This is a genomic window from Nonomuraea sp. NPDC050733, from assembly GCF_040654215.1.
Classification (GTDB): domain Bacteria; phylum Actinomycetota; class Actinomycetes; order Streptosporangiales; family Streptosporangiaceae; genus Nonomuraea.
Genome location: NZ_JBFAHO010000039.1, coordinates 25,870 through 42,902, shown reverse-complemented (window position 1 = coordinate 42,902; position 17,033 = coordinate 25,870). Strand labels below are relative to the sequence as shown.

The window sequence follows — 17,033 nt, the reverse complement described above, 5'->3', positions numbered from 1 at the left end:
AAGGGGGGCGGAAACTCGGCTTGCTCAGCCGTCCAGCGGCTGACCCATGGCGAGGCTGACGATCTGCCGGTCAGTGAGAGTCCCGGCGTAGGTCTGGACGTCGTCCACATCGCCGGTGAAGTAGTCGACGACGTCGCCCTTGTACTTCGGGCGGCCGATCTCGAGCGGGCCGCCGGCGTTCCAGGCCGTCGCGAAGGGCCGCACGTCGGCGAGCTGGCCGTTGACGTACAGCCGGAGCTCCTTGGCGACCTCGTCGTACACGCCGGCCAGGTGTGTCCAGGTGTTCAGCGACATGCAGTCGACCACGTCGACCGACTTGGTCTGCGTCATCACCTCGGTGCCGGCGTCCTCGCTCGTCGTGGCGAACGACCAGTGGTAGACCTTCTGCCCGTTGTCGAGGAACCAGCGGTAGCCGAGGTAGAAGCCGCTGAACTTGTCGCCGTCCTGGCTGACCATGGTCATGTTCTGGCCCGGCACGGCGCAGCTGTCGTCGCCCGTCAGGCGTACCCGGGCCGTCACGGTGTAGCTGTGGTCGGTCCGCAGCGGAGCGGACGCGGTGGTCGCGTACGCCGTGGTGCCGTTGAGGCTCAGCACGTTCGAGCCGTCGAAGCCGTCGCCCGACCAGCCCGCGTTCCCCTTGAGCGTCGCGGTCCTGGCGTAGCCGGACGAGTCGGCCGCGGTGGTGCCCGTCCCCTCGTCGAACATCCAGCGGCCGAGCTGGGCGGGCGGCTGCTTGGCCATGGCGGCGATCTCGTTGCCGAGTGCCGAGTCGTTCACGGTGCGGGGGTCGTCGGACAGGATCCGGTCCCAGACCTTCACCTCGTCGATGTCGCCGGCGAAGTTCTCCTGGAAGGTCCCGTTGGCCTTGACCCGTCCGACCTGCAGCGGGCCGGTGGCGTCCCAGGGCGTGTAGGTGTAGGCGGCGGGGGTGGACTGGCGGATGCCGTTCACGTAGAGGCGGAGCTGCCTGGCCGGGGCGTCGTAGACGCCGACCAGGTGGGTCCACACGCCGACCTGCGGTTCTGCGTCGCTGAAGGCCCGGGCGATCGCGGGGTTGTCCTTGTCCGCGTCGTACTTGTTGAAGATCCAGCGCTTGTAGCCCCAGGAGTAGTACAGCTGGAAGCCGGCGCCCCTGTTGCCGACCTGGCTCACCACCGTGGAGTTCTTGGAGTTGTCGTTCAGGCGTACCCACGCGGAGACCGACATGCCCCTGTCGGTGTGCACCACGGGGCCGCTGGTGGCGCCGTAGCCGGTGGAGCCGTCGAGGTGCAGTGCGCCCTTCACCCGCCCGCCCGTCCAGCCGGTGGTACCGGCCAGCGTCACCGGGTGCGGGCTCTCGGCCGAGTCGGCGGCGGTGGCGCCGGACGTCTCGTCCAGGTGCCACTGGCCGATCGCGTCCTTACCGGCTTTGACGTAGAAGCTGTAGACGGCGGGGGTCTTGCCCACGTTGCCCGCCGTGTCGACGGGGTAGACGTACAGCGTGTTCAGCCAGTCATGACGCGGCGCGACCCGCACGGTCACCGAGGTCTGCCCGGCGGGGACGCTGACCTGGGTCGCGGCCGTGGCGAGGCTGGGGTCGTCGAGCGCGTACCTGAAGCGCGTCACATCGCTCTCGCCGTCACCAGGGGCGAGGGTGAACCCGCCGGCCGCGCCGACGCCGCCCTTCCAGTCGTCTGGCGTGCCCGCCGGATAGTCAGGGGAGGTGACCTTGGGGAGCTTCGCCGGGTCGACCGTGTCGACCGTGAACTCGCACCACGCGCTCCACGCGCTGGCGTCGGTGCCGTCGAAGGCCCGCACTCTGTACGAGTAGGTCTCGCCCGTGACCAGAGCGGACAGCGTGATCTCGTGGTCGGTGGCCGTGGTCGTGTACTTGTAGGCCGTCTTGCCGCCCGCGGGCAGTGAGGAGGTGACGCTCTCCCACGCGCCGGTGGAGGCGTTGTAGCGGTTCATCATGAACTCGGCGCGCACGCCGTCGTTCGCCTTGTCCGGGTCGTAGATCTTCGCCTTGAGCTTGATCGGGTTCTGGGCGTCCCCGGCGTTCACTGACGGCCGGCCGGCGCCCGTGACGCACGGCGTGCCCGGGTAGGTGCCGACTCCGGACGGCGCGGCGGGCGGGGTGTTGTAGTCGACCACGAGCTTCGGCGAGCCGCTGAAGCCCTTCCAGCCCCACACGCTCCCCGCGTCGTCGTTGTAGTCCCGCAGCCCGAAGGTCGTGTTCGACCAGCCGTTCTTGGCGGCTTTGACGATCGCGCCGGTGACGTCGAACTCGATGCCCTTGTCGGGGCAGGAGGAGTTGTAGCCGGCGTCGGAGGCGACGCTGTCCAGGTGGTCGGCCCAGGACGGCTGGTGGCTCCAGGTCGTGGACGTGGATATCCCGCCGGTCAGCCAGAGCTGCGCCGCCTGCGGGTTGTCGGTGCACCCCCATGACTTGTTCTGGGTCATCCGGAACGTGGCCTTCAGGATGTGCTTGCCGTTGACGTTGTCGGAGTCCATGCGGAAGAACGACCGCTTCACCCCGCCGCCGTAGTACCCGATCTCGGGGGTGTGGGTGGAATCCCAGTACGACTCGGACGGATAGGACTTGTCGACGTAGGTCCAGTGCAGCTTCGATCCCGACCACTGGGGATCGATGTAGACCGGGTAGGTGGTGTCGGGAGCGCTCAGCAGGTTCCGGTCCGGCGTGAGCGCGATCTGGTTCTGGGCCACCTCGACGCCCATGACGGCCTGCCGCGCCTCGCGTTCCGGACCTGTGGCCAGGGACGAGCGGGCGGCGGATCCGGAGGAGTCCCACATGCGCGGCGCCGGCGAGTGGAACATCTCGATTCCCTGGTCGTTGACCGCGCTCAGACCGCCGGTCGCCGTCCTGCGCACCGCCAGACCGTTCGCCCGCATGCCGAAGACGAGCTTGGCCAGCGCGGGGTTGGCCGCCGCCTCCTTGTTCTTGACCACCAGCACCTCGGAGAAGCCGAGCACCGACGCGGTCACCCTCAGATCGACACCCGAAAGCACCTCGCCGTACGTCGCGGTGCTCCCCTTGAGCGCCGGTTTCGGCAGGTTTCCCGGCCAGCTCATCTCGACCGAGCGTCCGGCCTCCCCCAGCCGGGCCAGCGGGGCCGTCCCGCCGCCGGAGAACGTCAGCTCCAGCGGGGTGGCCACGGTCTTCACCGTTCCGTCCGGCGCGAAGGTCAAGGTGGTGTCGACGTCGGTCCAGCCGCCTTCCCTGCGCACCCGCTCGGGCAGGGCCGAGGTCTCCGAGGTGAACGAGCCGTCGGGGTTGGCGAACACCTGGCGGTTCTCTGTACGCAGGGACAGCGCCTCCACCCGCTGCTTACCGCGGTGGGCCCGCTCCAGCGCCTCCTGCTCCGTCTGCGCCGGTGGATCACCTGTGACCGCCGCAGCTGCGGTGTCCCCGCTGGTGAGGACACCACCGGCCACGAGTGAACCGGCCAGTAACGACATGACCGCGGCGAGGGACAACCCGCGGGGGGAACGGCGCATCAAGCCTCCAGGGCGTCTGCGTGATCGCGTGTTCACGGAGCACCCGTCGGTTCCCGCCGCGTTTGCGAGGGCGCCTGCCGCCCTCATGCACGCAGGTCAAGTCCCCGAGAGTGCCGGTGATCTCAATACGCGATCATTTTCGGCGTGAGCCAATGAGGGGGCAATTGTTTGCATCTGGATGCAAATGCCCTGGTAGCGGCACCCCGTCCGCCGCGCGATCAGCGGCGCCTGGCTCTTGTACGCCTTCGCGGCGGCGGTTCAGCCGGGCACGGTACGGGTGCCGGCAACTGTTCCTGGCTGTTTGCATTCAGATGCAAAGGCTTTTGCACACCCGCGGTTTCCGGCAGGGTGCCTTTTGTCGGTCCACGATCCTGAACGAATACATCCAGGCGCAGAAGCAAGTCTGCACGTCCGAGGAGGAGGCTGGTCATGACCAGGAGATCGCGTCTGTCGCGAGGGCTTTTCACGGTGGCTGTGGCGGCGGCCGCCGCCACGTCCGTTCTTTCGCCGGCGCCCGCCATGGCGGCGAAGTCGGGCTGCTCGGTCGTACCGTTCACACCCCGCGTGGAGAGCCACTACAGCGTCGTGGCCACCAACTCGGCGAGCTGCAAGGGCCGGGTGCGTAACGTTCGCGTCGGCGTGAAGCTGTATCAGTTCAAATCAGGGTGGCACGTGGCGGACAAGAAGTCCGTCTCCTGGGGAACCGTAGGCGTCTCGCGGTACGGTTACGTTCAGAAGTGGATACATCCCGTACCGGAGAGGCTCTGCTACAAGTACATGACGTATGCCTGGGCGACCTGGACCTATTCGGACGGGAATCCTGGCGCGGCGGGTCTCTATTCCGCCACCAAGAAATTGTCGCCGAGCCGTTCCTGCTAGGCAGGCGACCCCCGCCCCGGGTGAGCGCGTGACGCGCCCCGCGCGCAGTGAACCGGGACGCGAGCCGATCCGTGTACGGCCCGGGTGCCCGCCACGGCCGCCGCCGAGGTCACCAGGGTGGACGTGACCATGGACGACTTCTCCTTCACCCTGCCCCGGCACGACCTGACGTCCGGCTCCTACACGTTCCGGCTGAGCAACGAGGGCGAGTCGGCGCACGCCATGGCGATCGCCGGCCCCGGCATCAGCGGCGTGCGGCGGTCGGAGACGATCACACCCGGGGAGGGGACGCTGCTCAGCGTCGCCCTCCTGCCGGGCCGATACGAGGTGTGGTGCCCGGTGGACGACCACCGGGCCCTGGGCATGGACACCGCTTTCGACGTCCGCTGACCGTCACCCCGATCGAGACGTCACACCGGCGGGGCCAGCCAGGCGGTCGTGTCGGGCGGCAGCGCTCCCCCCTCCACGGAGCCGCTGGCCAGCACGACCTCGCCCGGCGGGAGCGGCACCGGGGCCGGGCCCAGGTTCGACACGCACACCAGGCCCGAGTCGCGCCGGAAGGCCAGCACGTCCCCGCCCGGCGGCAGCCAGGTCAGCGTGCCGTCGCCGAGCAGGTCACGGCGCAGCCGCAGCGCCGAGCGGTAGAGGGTGAGCATCGAGTCCAGGTCGGCGAGCTGCGCCTGCGCCGTGAGCTTGCGCCAGCTCTCCGGCTGCGGCAGCCACGGCGGGGCGGACGGGCCGGGACCGCCGAAGCCGAACGGCGGCTCCTCCCCCGACCAGGGCAGCGGCACGCGGCAGCCGTCCCGGCCCGGGTTGGCGCCGCCCGACCTGGCGAACATGGGGTCCTGCCGCGCCTCGTCGGGCAGGTCCTCCACCTCCGGGAGCCCGAGCTCCTCGCCCTGGTAGACGTAGACGCCTCCGGGCAGCGCCATCGCCAGCAGCGCCGCCGCCCTGGCCCGGCGCCGTCCCAGCTCCAGGTCCGTGGGGCTGCCGTGCAGCCGGCCGCCGTGCTGGAAGCCCGTGTCGGCCCGGCCGTACCGGGTCACGGGGCGGGTGACGTCGTGGTTGGACAGGACCCACGTCGGCGGGGCGCCGATCGGCACGTGCGTGGCCAGCGTCAGGTCGATCACCCGGCGCAGCTCCGCCGGGTCCCACGGGCAGGACAGGAAGTCGAAGTTGAAGGCCGTGTGCAGCTCGTCGGGCCGCAGGTAGCGGGCGAGGCGCTCCTGGTCGGGCAGCCACACCTCGCCGATCAGCACCCGCTCGCCGTACTCGTCGGCGATCCGGCGCCAGCGCCGGTACACCTCGTGCACGCCGTCCAGGTCCTCGTACGCGTCGTCCGACTTGTACAGCAGCGCGGCCGAGTCGACGCGGACGCCGTCCACGCCCCGGTCGAACCAGAAGCGCAGCACGTCCTCGAACTCCTGGTGCACCTCCGGGTTGTCCCAGTTGAAGTCGGGCTGCTCCGGGGCGAACAGGTGCAGGTACCACTGCCCGTCGGGCACCCGCGTCCACGCCGGCCCGCCGAAGATCGACGACCAGCCGTTCGGCTCGTCCCGGAACCAGAACCGGTCCCTGGTCCGGGGGTCGGCCAGCGCCTCCTGGAACCAGGCGCTGGCGGTGGAGCCGTGGTTCGGCACGACGTCGATGATGACCCTGATCCCGTGCTCGTGCGCCTCGGCGATGAACGCCTCCGCCTCGGCCAGGGTGCCGAAGGCCGGCTCGATGTCCCGGTAGTCGGCCACGTCGTAGCCGCCGTCGGCCATCGGCGACGGGTACCACGGATTCAGCCAGAGGGCGTCGACGCCGAGGTCCTTGAGGTACCCGAGGCGGGAGCGCAGCCCGGCCAGGTCCCCGCAGCCGTCACCGTTGCCGTCGGCGAAGCTGCGCAGGTACACCTGGTAGATCGCGGCCCCCCGCCACCACGTTCGCGACATGCTCATCCTTTGATGCTTCCGGCGGTCAGGCCCGCCATGATGTGCCGTTGGAAGAAGAAGAACACGATGATCGTCGGGACACTCGCGATGACGAGCCCGGCCATGATCGCGTTCTGTGACACCGCTCCGGCCGTCTGCGACAGGCCGACGCTGACGGTCATCCTGTCGCTCTCCGTCATGACCAGCAGCGGCCAGACGAAATCCTTGAACGAGGCGACGATCGTGAAGATGGAGACCACGCCGAGAATCGGCCGCGACACCGGCAGCACCACGGACCACAGCACCCGCAGCGGCCCGGCGCCGTCGATGCGCGCCGCCTCGATCAGCTCCCTCGGTATGGAGTCGAAGAAGCGCTTGAGCAGGAAGATGTTGAACCCGTTGGCCGCCGCGGGCAGCCACAGGCCCCACGGGTCGTTGAGCAGCCCGAGGTCGGCGACCGTGACGTACAGCGGGATCAGCACCACCATGGGCGGCACCATGAGCGTCGCCAGCATGGCGCCCAGCACCACGTTGCCGAACGCCGGGCGCAGCTTCGACAGCGCGTAGGCCGCGCTGACGTCGACCGCCATCGAGACCAGCCAGCCGCCCAGCGCGTAGAACGCGGTGTTGCGCAGCAGCAGCCCGATGTCGAACAGCTCCCACGCCTCGGCGAAGGCGTCCAGCGTGGGCGCCTCGGGCACCACGGTGGGCGGCATCCGGGCCAGCTCCTCGCCGGTCTTCATCGCGCCGGTGACCATCCAGTACAGCGGGAGGACGAAGGCGAGGGTGGAGCCGGCCAGCACCGTGAGCAGGACGGCCCAGTAGACGCGCCGCCCCCACCGGCTGTTGAGCTGCTGCGGCGAGACGATGGTCCGGAAGCGCACCTCGATCGGCCTGGGCCGCCTCCGCCCGCGCGCCCGGCCCGCGGCGGCGCGGGCCCCGATGGAGATCATGCGCTCTCCCCCCGGTCGTCGCGGGTGAGCCGGAGCTGGAACGCCGCGAAGATGAGCAGCGCCAGCATGAGCATCATGCCCAGCGCCCCGGCCTGGCCGTACCCGTCGCCGTAGGTGAACGCGAACTGGTACATCAGGTAGGCGACGGTGACCGTGGAGTTCTCCGGGCCGCCGCCGGTCAGCATGTACGGCTCGATGAAGACCTGCATGGTGGCCACGATCTGCAGCATCAGCATGAGCAGCAGGATGAGCCGGGTCTGCGGGATCGTGACGTGCCTGATGCGGGCGAGGATGCCGGCCCCGTCCAGCTCGGCCGCCTCGTACAGCTCGGGCGGGATGTTCTGCAGGGCCGCCAGGTAGATGAGCGTGGCGCTGCCCATGTTCATCCACGTCGAGACGAGGACGAGGGAGATCAGGGCGGTGGAGGAGGAGTCCAGCCAGGCCAGCGGGGGCAGGTGGACGAGGTCGAGGAGCTGGTTGAACAGCCCGGGGCCGGGGTCGTAGAACCATCTGAACAGCAGCACCGCCACGATCGGCGGCAGCATGACCGGCAGGTAGACGACGAACCGCAGGTAGCCCCGGGCGTGACGGAGCTCGTTGAGCACCAGCGCGGTGACGAACGGCACGGCGTAGCCGCAGACCAGCGCGAGCACCGTGAACTGCAGGGTGTTCAGCCAGGCCGTGCCGAACGCCGGGTCCTGGAAGACCGCCCGGAAGTTGTCCAGGCCCACCCAGGCAGGCGGATCGACCAGGTTGGTCCGCTGGAAGCTCAGCACGAACTCCCTGACCATGGGGTACCAGGCGAACACCGCGAAGCAGGCCAGCGCCGCGCACAGGAACCCATAGGCCGTGAGGTTGCGTCTCAGGACTCCCACGCGGGTCAGCCCTTGGCGGGCAGCAGCGCGTCGGCCTTGGCCTCCGCGTCGGCGAGCAGCTTGCCGGGGTCGGCCTCGCGGCGGCTGAGCACTCCGGACATGACCACGTCGAGGATCGCGTACAGCTCCTGGGCGTGGGCGGGCTCGGCCTTGGGCGGCACGGAGGAGGCGGCGGCCACGTACGGCGCGTAGTTGGCGACCGGCAGGGTGGCGTTCTTCTCCCGGTCGGCCTGGATGGCCCTGCCGGTGGGCGAGTCGCCGTAGACGTCGTTGTCGGGCACGCCGACGGGGTTGCCGAGGGCCTTGCCGCGGGCGAAGTCGAAGCGTCCCTTGCCGACGGTGTTGTAGCGGAAGTCGAGCCACTGCACGGCGGCCCTGGCCTGCTCGGGGGTGGCCCTGGGGTTGATCATGAACGCCTCGCCGCCGCTGAGCGACGCCTTGGCCTCGGGGAAGCCGGTGATGCCGTAGTCGGCGACGTTGCCCCTGAACTTGTTGACGACGTCGGTGACCACGTCGGGGGCGCCGAGCATCATGCCGACCTTGCCGCTGCCCATCGCCATCATCAGCGACTCCCAGCCGACCAGCAGCCGGCTGCCCATGCTGTCGTCGGTCCAGCGCATGTCGTGCAGGGTCTGCAGGACGGCGCGGCCCTCGGGCGAGTTGAACGCGGCCTTCTTGCCGTCGTCGGTGAGGACGGCGCCGCCGCGGCCGTAGAGGGCCTGGGTGAAGTGCCAGCCGCCGGTGTTGCCTCCGGAGTACTCGCCGTAGCCGACGTAGCCGGGGCCCAGGCCGGCGATCTTCCTGGCGGCCTCGCGGATCTCGGCCCAGGTGGCGGGCGGCGTGTCCGGGTCGAGCCCGGCCTGGGCGAACAGCTTGCGGTTGTAGACGAGGCCGACGCTGTAGTGGACGTTGGGGACGCCGTACACCTTGCCGTCCTTGGTCACCAGCTCGCGGACGTCGGCGCGCAGGTCGTTCCAGTTCTTGATCAGGCTCGTGTGCGGGGAGACGTCCAGCGCCTGGCCCTTGCCGATGACGTCGGCGTAGTTGGTCACCGGCACCACGAAGGCGGTCTCCATCTGGCCGCCCGCCAGCTTCGGCCCGAACGTCTTGGGGTCGAAGCACGGCTGCTGGTCGGTGCTCCTGACCGTCACGCCCGGGTGCGCCTTCATGAACGCGGCGACGTCGTCGTCCCAGGCGGCGCGCTCCTTGGGCGCGGACTTCGCGGGCCGGCACGCGACCGTGATCGTCACCGGCGCGGCGCCGCCCGGGCTGGGCTCGGCGGGATCGCCGCCGCCGCACGCCGTGGCGGAGAGGGTGAGCACGGTGGCCAGTAAGAGCCTTGCCGCTTTCTGCCCGGTGAATGTCTGCATGGGTTCGACCCTTCTGGTGCGAGGTGCCCACACCATAGGATCGTCGACCGTGCACTGCAATATCCCGACTGACTATTGCAAGATAACGACTCCATCACGCACGTACGCGGGCCGCGGACGCCCGTACCACCAGCTCCGGCTCGTACAGCAGCTCGTCGGCGGGCACCACGGCCTTGTCGATCTGCGCGACCAGCAGGTCCACGGCGGCCCGCCCCATGGCGTCGATCGGCTGGCGCACGGTGGTGAGCGGCGGGTCGGTGCAGTTCATCAGCGCCGAGTCGTCGAAGCCGATGACCGAGACGTCGGCGGGCACGGACATCCCGGCGCGCCGCACCGCCCGGACCGCGCCCAGCGCCAGCAGGTCGCTGGCGCAGATCACGCCGGTCACGCCGCGCGCCACCAGCCGGGCGGCCGCCGCGTGGCCGCCCTCCAGCGAGAACATCGTGTGCTCCACCAGCGCCGGGTCGCCGCCGCCCGCCTGGAAGGTCTCCAGCTTGCGCCGTGACGGGATGTGGTCCTTCGGGCCCAGCAGCAGGCCGACGCGCTCGTGGCCGAGCGCCCGCAGGTGGGCCAGGGCGATCTCGGCGGCCACCACGTCGTCGCAGGACACCTGCGGGAAGTCCAGCCGCTCCACGGCCGCGTTCACCAGGACCGTGGGCAGCTTGCGCTCGTGCAGCAGCTCGTAGTGCCCGTGCGAGGCGTCGGCCTGGGCGTACAGGCCGCCGGCGAAGACCACGCCGCTGACCTGCTGCTGGAGCAGCAGGTCGACGTAGTCGGCCTCGGAGACGCCGCCGACCGTCCTGGTGCACAGCACGGAGGTGAACCCCTGCTGGGCCAGCGCCCCGCCCACGACCTCGGCGAAGGCCGGGAAGATCGGATTCTGCAGCTCCGGCAGCACCAGCCCCACCAGGCGGGCCCGGTCGCCGCGCAACTGGGTGGGCCGCTCGTAGCCGAGCACGTCGAGCGCCGTCAGCACGGCCTCCCGGGTGGCGCCGGACACGCCGGGCTTGCCGTTGAGCACGCGGCTCACGGTCGCCTCGCTCACCCCGACCTTCTTGGCCACGTCTGCCAGTCGTCGCGTCATACGCAAACTATACGGCGGATCACGCAAATTCTTGCAACCACTTACGTAGTGCGTGGCCGAGGCCCGATTCGTCTCGCTGCCGCTCGACGGCGACCCCGCCGACGTAACCGCCCGGATCGACGCCCACGGCACACTCTCCGCGCGGGAATGATCACTCAGATATCTTGGGCTATATGCGCGGTCCTCGATCTTGATCGACCTGCTGGGAGCCCACCCGATGTCCTCAACGCATGCCGTGTCCGCCGCCTACCTGGTCGGTGTCGGCGTCATCCTCACCAACCCGGACGGCCAGCTCCTGCTCGGTCACCGCATCGAGCCCGGGGTGCCCGCCTGCTGGTGCCTGCCGGGGGGCGCCCTGGAACCGGGCGAAGACTTCGTGGCCGCCGCCGTACGCGAGCTCGCCGAGGAGACGGGCATCACCGACGCCCATAGCCCACACGTTCGGGCTGTGCTCCTCGACCACCCCACCGACACCATGATCCGTGTCACGGCGGCCGTCACCATGCAGGCCGGGCAGGGAGTGCCCACCGTCACCGAACCGCATCGATTCACCGGCTGGCGCTGGTTCCACCCCGATCGGCTGCCCGCCCCGCTCTTTCCGGCCAGCGCGCATCTCCTGGCCGCGCCCGTCGCAAGCGATGGCCCGGTCCGCCTGACCTCCCGTCCGCGCCGCGAAACGAGAAGCTCGTGAGCGCGCCGGCGCCTGGTCTTCCACGTGTTCGCCCGAGTGCGGTGCGCAGTGTGCCGGCCGTCAGTCGGGAGTCTCGGCCGACTCGGCGTCGTTGGCCGACGCGTACTCGTCGATGTCACCGTTGGTCGCGGCCCAACTGGCCAGCAGGTTCAGGGCGTCCTGCGAACGCGACGCGGGCTCGGCCGTGTAGGTGAGGAGGAACTGGCTGGGGTGGGTGCCCAGGGGGAAGGTCTCGAACGGCAGGTCGAGGTCGCCGACGACCGGGTGATGGAGGAGCTTCACGCCGGTGGTGTGGATCCGGACGTTGTGGGCCGCCCAGCGGCGACGGAAGCCCTCGCTGCGGGTGGACAGTTCCCCGATCAGGTCCGTCAGCCGCCGGTCGTGGAGATCGCGGCCGGCCTCGGCGCGCAGCATGGCGACCGTGTCGTTGGCGACCTTGTCCCAGTCGCGGAAGAACTCGGTCGCGCACGGGTCGAGAAAGACGAACCTGGCGTTGTTGGGCGGCCGCGCCGGGTCGGCGTAGACCGGGGAGAACAGAGCGCGCCCAAGGGGGTTGGCGGCCAGGATGTCCCCGCGCCCGTTGAGGACGAACGCGGGCGTGCCGGTCATGGAGTCCAGGACGCGCTGCACCGCGGGCCGGACGCGCTGCTGAGCCGGCCGGCGGCGCGGCGGACGGGTCGTGCCGGCGCCGCGCAGGAGGTCGAGCAGGTGGGTCCGCTCGGCCTCGTCGAGCTGCAGCGCTCGCACGATGCCCTCGAAGACGCTCTCGGAGACGCCGGTGGCGTCGCCGCGCTCCAGCCGGGTGTAGTACTCGCTGGAGATGCCCGCGAGCAGGGCCACCTCCTCGCGGCGCAGCCCGGCGACCCGCCGACGCTCTCCGCCGTAGGCGGGCAGTCCGGCCTGCTCGGGGGTGACCTTGGCCCGTCGTGTGCCCAGGAATTCACGGATCTCCGCCCGAAAATCACCACGAACGTCGCGATTGGTGTCGTCAGGGCCGTTTCCGCCTGCCATGTGCTCCACTCTACGGGCGCTTCCCTCTGCCTGGGGGTCCCTCTCAGTGACCCCCTCATCAGGGACTCCCACACTGCCGCGGCAACCGGTTCTGTTGATGGTGCACCGCACACACCGGGTGCCGGGCCACGGCACCCGAGGAGGGAACCCATGAGCAAGGTCATTCTCGTCACCGGCGCCGGACGGGGTCTCGGCACGGACATCGCCCGCGAGGCCCTCGCCGCCGGCCACCAGGTCGTCGCCACCGGCCGCCGCCCCGAGGAGGTCGAGAAGACCCTGGGCGGACCGCAGGACGACCTCCTGGTCACCAAGCTCGACGTCACCAGCCTCGAGGACGCCCAGGCCGCCACCCGGGCCGCCGTCGACCGCTTCGGCCACGTCGACGTCCTGATCAACAACGCCGGGAGCCTCTTCACCGGCTACTTCGAGGAGATCTCGCCCGCGCAGATGCGCCAGCAGTTCGAGACCAACCTCTTCGGCCCGATGAACGTCACCCGCGCCGTCCTGCCCCTCATGCGCCGGCAGCGCGCCGGCCACGTCATCACCATCACCTCGACCGCCGGCCTGGTCGGCATGGAATTCACCGCCGCCTACGCCGCCTCCAAGTTCGCAGAAGAGGGCTGGATGGAGTCCCTTCGCCACGACGTCGAGCCGTACGACATCCACACCACGGTCGTGGAACCCGGCTACTTCCGCACCGAACTCCTCGTGGACGGCTCCACCACCTGGCCCGAGCTGTCCATCGACGACTACGCCCCGCGCACCGCCCCGAGGATCGAGGGCCTGAAGAACATGAACGGCCGGCAGCCCGGCGACCCCGCCAAACTCGCCCGCGCCCTGCTCACCATCATCGACCAGGACAAGCCCCCGCAGCGCTTCGTCGCCGGCGCGGACGCCATCGAGGCCGTCGAGGCCAAGGCTCGGGAACTCCTCGCCCAGGCCGGGGCCTCACGCGCGCTGGGCGGCGATCTGGCCTACGACGACACCCACGCCTGAGCGACCCGCAAGGCCGCGTGGTGGGCTTGAGCCGTCGAGGCGTTCCCGGACCATGCCGGACGCCAGAAGACCACCGACCGGGTCTGACGACCGCAACGACAAGGAGTACCTGATGAAGCACGTATCACTGGGCGGGCTTGATGTCTCCCGCATCGGCCTGGGAGCCATGACCATGGCCGGCACCTACACCACGGGCGGGGGGCTCGATGACGCCGAGTCGATCCGCACCATCCACCGGGCGCTGGACCTCGGCGTCACCCACATCGACACCGCCGAGATCTACGGCCCCTTCCACAGCGAGGAAATCGTCGGCAAGGCCATCAAGGGCCGGCGCGACGACGTCGTCGTGGCGACGAAGTTCGGCCTGGTCTCCCACTCCGGCGGCGGCCCCGGCGTGATCGACAGCAGCGCCGGCAACGTGAAGGCCGCGGTCGAAGGCTCGCTCAAACGGCTCGGCACCGACCACATCGACCTCTACTACCAGCATCGCGTCGACCCGAACACGCCCATGGAGGAGACCGTCGGCGCGCTGGCCGAGCTGGTCGCCGAAGGCAAGGTGCTCCACATCGGGATCTCGGAGGCCGGCCCCGAGACGATCCGCCGTGCGCACACCGTGCATCCGGTGGCCGCGCTCCAGACGGAATACTCTCTCTGGACCCGCGACGTCGAGGCCGAGATCCTCCCGCTGCTGCGCGAGCTCGGCATCGGGTTCGTGCCCTACTCCCCGCTCGGCCACGGCCTGCTGACCGGCCGGATCCGCACTGTCGAGGACTTCGCCGACGATGACTGGCGCAAGTCCAACCCGCGGTTCACCGGAGAGAACTTCCAGCGCAACCTGCGCATCGTCGACGAAGTAGCGGCCATCGGCGCCGAGATCGGCGCCACCCCGGCACAGACCGCGCTGGCGTGGCTGCTGACCCGCGGCGACGACATCGCCCCGATCCCCGGAACGCGGCGGGTCTCGCGCGTCGAAGAGAACACCGCCGCCGACGGCATCGAACTCAGCGCCGCTCAGCTCGACCGCTTGGACAACCTCACTCCGGCCGCGGGCGAGCGCCATGACGAGGCGAACATGGCCAGCATCGACCGGTGACCGCAGGCGGCGCACCTGCTCGGCACGGGTGGCGGCAGCGCTCTCAGGAGCTGTTCGGGCTCGCCGAACTGGAGATCATCGGCCGACGCCACGCGCACACGCTGCCGGACCGGATCGGGTGCTCCCGGATCAGGATGACGGGGCTGGGCCCGTGGAGTCGCGGACGCTGAGGGTCGTCGCCAGCTGGAGGTGCCGGGAGGCAGGTTGCACGCCGTCCGCCATGCCGAGGATCGTCTCGACGGCCATCCGGCCCATGCCGACGAGGGGCTGCCGGACGGACGTGAGCCGGGGCGTGGTCCACTGGGTCTGCGGCGTGTCGTCGAACCCGGTGACCGACAACTCGCCGGGGACGGAGATGCCGAGTTCCTTGGCCGCGGCGAGGACCCCGACGGCGATCTCGTCGTTGCCCGCGACGATCGCGGTCGGCCGCTCGTCGAGCGCGAGGATGTCATGGCCGTGCCGCTGCCCGGCCTCGACGGAGAACGCCTCGTGGTGGATCAGCGTGCGGTCCGGCGTGATGCCGGCCGAGTCGAGCGCGGCCTGGTACCCGTGGAAGCGTTCCAGCGAGGGGGCCGAGCCCAGCGGTCCGCCGATCCAGGCGATCCTCCGGTGACCGAGCTTGATGACGTGCTCCGTCGCCGAGCGGCCACCCGCCCAGTTCGTGGAGCCGATGCTGACGAGACGTGATTCGGTCGTGTCGATCGGGTCGATCGTCACCACGGGCATCTCGAGATCCTCGGCGGCGAGGAGCACCGGGTCGGGCACGGCGACGGCGAGCGCGATGATGCCGACGACGCCGGACGCCCTCTGCTGCTCCATCCAGGTCCGGGCCGCCGTGCGGCTCGTGCTGATCGGCTCGTCGGGCGGCAGGCGGAGGAGGAGCTCGGCCTGCGCGGACGTCGCGGCCATGAGGATTCCCTGGAGCACCGTTCCGGCATAACGGGACTCCACGATGTCGAGCACGGTGACGAGGGTGCGGCCCTGTGGCGGTTCGTGTCGCACCGCCGTCGGCTTGTAGCCGGTCTCGGCCATGGCTCTGAGCACCAGGTCGCGCGTCTTCGCCCCCACATCGCTGCGGCCGTTGAGGACCTTCGAGGCGGTCGCGGGCGAGACGCCGGCCAGCCGGGCGACGTCCGCCAAGGTGGCTCGCTCCGAACGACCTCGCCGTCGCATCAGGTCTCCCTTCGAGGCTACGAAATTATTTCGAAACCTACCACGAACCCTTCTCGCCAGAGTTTCTCGATGGTTCGTTTGTTGACACGGGACAAACCCCCCACCTAATGTCCTCGCAACAACGAACAAGTTGCGAAATATTTTCGTAACCAGCTCAGGACGAGAGGAGAGGCCCATGCGGCTCTCCCAGAGGGTCAGGCTTCTTGCCGGGGTACTCGTGCCGATGCTCGCGCTGTCCGCATGCAGCGGCAGCGCGGCCGGCGGCGGCGGTGGCGGTGGTGGTGACGAGCAGGTGAAGATCAAGGTCTGGAGCTGGGACGGCACCGTCGAACGGGCCGTTCCCGGGTTCCAGGCCGCGAACCCGAACATCAAGGTCGAGGTCGTCAACGGGGGCTCGTCCCAGGACGAGTACAAGGCGCTCGACAACGCCATCCAGGCCGGTTCCGGCGTACCCGACCTCGTGATGTTCGAGTACTTCGCGGTGCCCTACTTCGCCGTTCCCGGCAAGCTCGCCGACCTCGGGGAGTTCGGCGTGGACAAGCTCAAGCAGGACTACGTCCCGGCCGCGTGGAGCGACGTGACGGTCAACGGCAAGGTCTACGCGCTGCCCTCCGACTACGGTCCGTCAGCGATGTTCTACAACGCGGCCACGCTCAAGAAGGCCGGCATCAAGGAGCCCCCGGCCACCTGGGACGCGTACTACGAGGCCGCCAAGAAGATCCACGCCCTCGGCGACGACTACTACATCGCGCAGGACACGGGCGACATCTTCTTCCTGCTCTCGCTCATCTGGCAGGCCGGCGGCCGCCCGTTCAAGGTCGACGGCAACAAGGTGCACATCGACTTCAAGGACGCCGGCACGACCAAGGCCGTGGCCTTCTGGCAGAAGATGCTCAACGAGGGCCTGATCAACACCAAGATCACGGGATGGTCCGACGACTGGAACCGGGCGCTCAACGACGGAACCCTCGCCACCCAGACCATGGGCGGCTGGCTGACCTCGACGCTGCCCGAGCGCGCGCCGAAGGCCGCCGGTGACTTCAGGGTCGCCCTGATGCCGGAGTGGCAGCAGGGCGACAAGGTCGGAGCGGCGAACGGCGGAAGCTCCTTCGGCATCCCGGCCGCGGCCGAGCACAAGGAAGCGGCCTTCAAGTTCCTCGAGTACTTCACGCACGGCGGCGGTCTCTCGTCCCGCGTCGACGCGGGCGCCTTCGTGCCCAACATGTCGGTGCTGAACGACAAGGCGTTCCAGAGCAAGCCCAACACGTACTTCGGCGAGCAGAAGGTCGGCGCCGTGCTGGCCGAGGCCTCGGAGATCGTCGGGAGCGGCTGGCAGTACCCGCCGTTCTTCGAATGGGCACGCTCGATCTACGGCGACCTGGCTTCGCCGTTCTACACCACGGGCAAGGGCTCGCTCGCCGAGATCCTCGAGCAGTGGCGGCAGCGTTGCATCCAGTACGGCAACGAGCAGGGCTTCCAGGTGGACTAGTGGCT

Annotated in this window: 14 protein-coding genes; 6 read left to right on the top strand and 8 right to left on the bottom strand. The window is 69.7% G+C overall.

The window, feature by feature from the left end; translation table 11 throughout:
* Positions 1–24: 24 nt before the first annotated feature.
* Positions 25–3,498, bottom strand: a complete 3,474-nt coding sequence (locus AB0H64_RS36835) for a LamG-like jellyroll fold domain-containing protein (protein WP_357634158.1) — start codon at positions 3,496–3,498, stop codon at positions 25–27.
* Positions 3,499–3,927: 429 nt separating this feature from the next.
* Between AB0H64_RS36835 and AB0H64_RS36830 the strand changes: the two genes are divergently transcribed.
* Complete coding sequence (locus tag AB0H64_RS36830) at positions 3,928–4,377, top strand: hypothetical protein (RefSeq protein ID WP_357634156.1); 450 nt, start codon at positions 3,928–3,930, stop codon at positions 4,375–4,377.
* Positions 4,378–4,461: 84 nt separating this feature from the next.
* A complete protein-coding gene (locus AB0H64_RS36825) occupies positions 4,462–4,767 on the top strand; it encodes a hypothetical protein (protein WP_357634154.1) in 306 nt (101 codons plus the stop codon).
* Positions 4,768–4,787: 20 nt separating this feature from the next.
* On the opposite strand, the gene AB0H64_RS36820 is transcribed toward AB0H64_RS36825, so the two are convergent.
* From AB0H64_RS36820 to AB0H64_RS36800, 5 genes are all read right to left on the bottom strand, one after another.
* Positions 4,788–6,314, bottom strand: a complete 1,527-nt coding sequence (locus AB0H64_RS36820) for an alpha-amylase family glycosyl hydrolase (RefSeq protein ID WP_357634151.1) — start codon at positions 6,312–6,314, stop codon at positions 4,788–4,790.
* Between the two features lie 2 nt (positions 6,315–6,316).
* Positions 6,317–7,246 carry a carbohydrate ABC transporter permease gene (locus tag AB0H64_RS36815; RefSeq protein WP_357634149.1) on the bottom strand — a complete coding sequence of 310 codons (930 nt, stop codon included), beginning with the start codon at positions 7,244–7,246 and terminating at the stop codon, positions 6,317–6,319.
* The gene (locus AB0H64_RS36810; RefSeq protein ID WP_357634147.1) at positions 7,243–8,121 is read right to left on the bottom strand and encodes a sugar ABC transporter permease; all 879 of its coding nucleotides are present in this window, start codon (positions 8,119–8,121) and stop codon (positions 7,243–7,245) included. The genes AB0H64_RS36815 and AB0H64_RS36810 overlap by 4 nt, the downstream gene beginning before the upstream one ends.
* A gap of 5 nt (positions 8,122–8,126) precedes the next feature.
* Positions 8,127–9,491 carry an extracellular solute-binding protein gene (locus tag AB0H64_RS36805; RefSeq protein ID WP_357634144.1) on the bottom strand — a complete coding sequence of 455 codons (1,365 nt, stop codon included), beginning with the start codon at positions 9,489–9,491 and terminating at the stop codon, positions 8,127–8,129.
* Between the two features lie 94 nt (positions 9,492–9,585).
* Positions 9,586–10,575, bottom strand: a complete 990-nt coding sequence (locus AB0H64_RS36800; RefSeq protein ID WP_357634141.1) for a LacI family DNA-binding transcriptional regulator — start codon at positions 10,573–10,575, stop codon at positions 9,586–9,588.
* A gap of 190 nt (positions 10,576–10,765) precedes the next feature.
* On the opposite strand from AB0H64_RS36800, the gene AB0H64_RS36795 reads away from it, so the two are divergent.
* Entirely contained in the window at positions 10,766–11,266 is a 501-nt protein-coding gene (locus AB0H64_RS36795) for an NUDIX domain-containing protein (protein ID WP_357634139.1), read from the top strand.
* A gap of 60 nt (positions 11,267–11,326) precedes the next feature.
* Here AB0H64_RS36795 and AB0H64_RS36790 read toward each other — a convergent pair whose 3' ends face one another.
* Complete coding sequence (locus AB0H64_RS36790; RefSeq protein ID WP_357634137.1) at positions 11,327–12,277, bottom strand: helix-turn-helix transcriptional regulator; 951 nt, start codon at positions 12,275–12,277, stop codon at positions 11,327–11,329.
* Between the two features lie 150 nt (positions 12,278–12,427).
* On the opposite strand from AB0H64_RS36790, the gene AB0H64_RS36785 reads away from it, so the two are divergent.
* Together AB0H64_RS36785 and AB0H64_RS36780 are read left to right on the top strand one after the other, a co-directional pair.
* Complete coding sequence (locus AB0H64_RS36785) at positions 12,428–13,273, top strand: SDR family oxidoreductase (RefSeq protein WP_357634136.1); 846 nt, start codon at positions 12,428–12,430, stop codon at positions 13,271–13,273.
* 112 nt (positions 13,274–13,385) lie between these two features.
* Positions 13,386–14,366, top strand: coding sequence for an aldo/keto reductase (locus AB0H64_RS36780; RefSeq protein ID WP_357634134.1), 981 nt, complete (start codon positions 13,386–13,388; stop codon positions 14,364–14,366).
* Positions 14,367–14,495: 129 nt separating this feature from the next.
* Here AB0H64_RS36780 and AB0H64_RS36775 read toward each other — a convergent pair whose 3' ends face one another.
* Positions 14,496–15,539 carry a substrate-binding domain-containing protein gene (locus tag AB0H64_RS36775; RefSeq protein ID WP_357634131.1) on the bottom strand — a complete coding sequence of 348 codons (1,044 nt, stop codon included), beginning with the start codon at positions 15,537–15,539 and terminating at the stop codon, positions 14,496–14,498.
* Positions 15,540–15,714: 175 nt separating this feature from the next.
* Between AB0H64_RS36775 and AB0H64_RS36770 the strand changes: the two genes are divergently transcribed.
* Entirely contained in the window at positions 15,715–17,028 is a 1,314-nt protein-coding gene (locus tag AB0H64_RS36770) for a sugar ABC transporter substrate-binding protein (RefSeq protein WP_357634129.1), read from the top strand.
* The last annotated feature ends 5 nt before the right edge of the window (positions 17,029–17,033 follow it).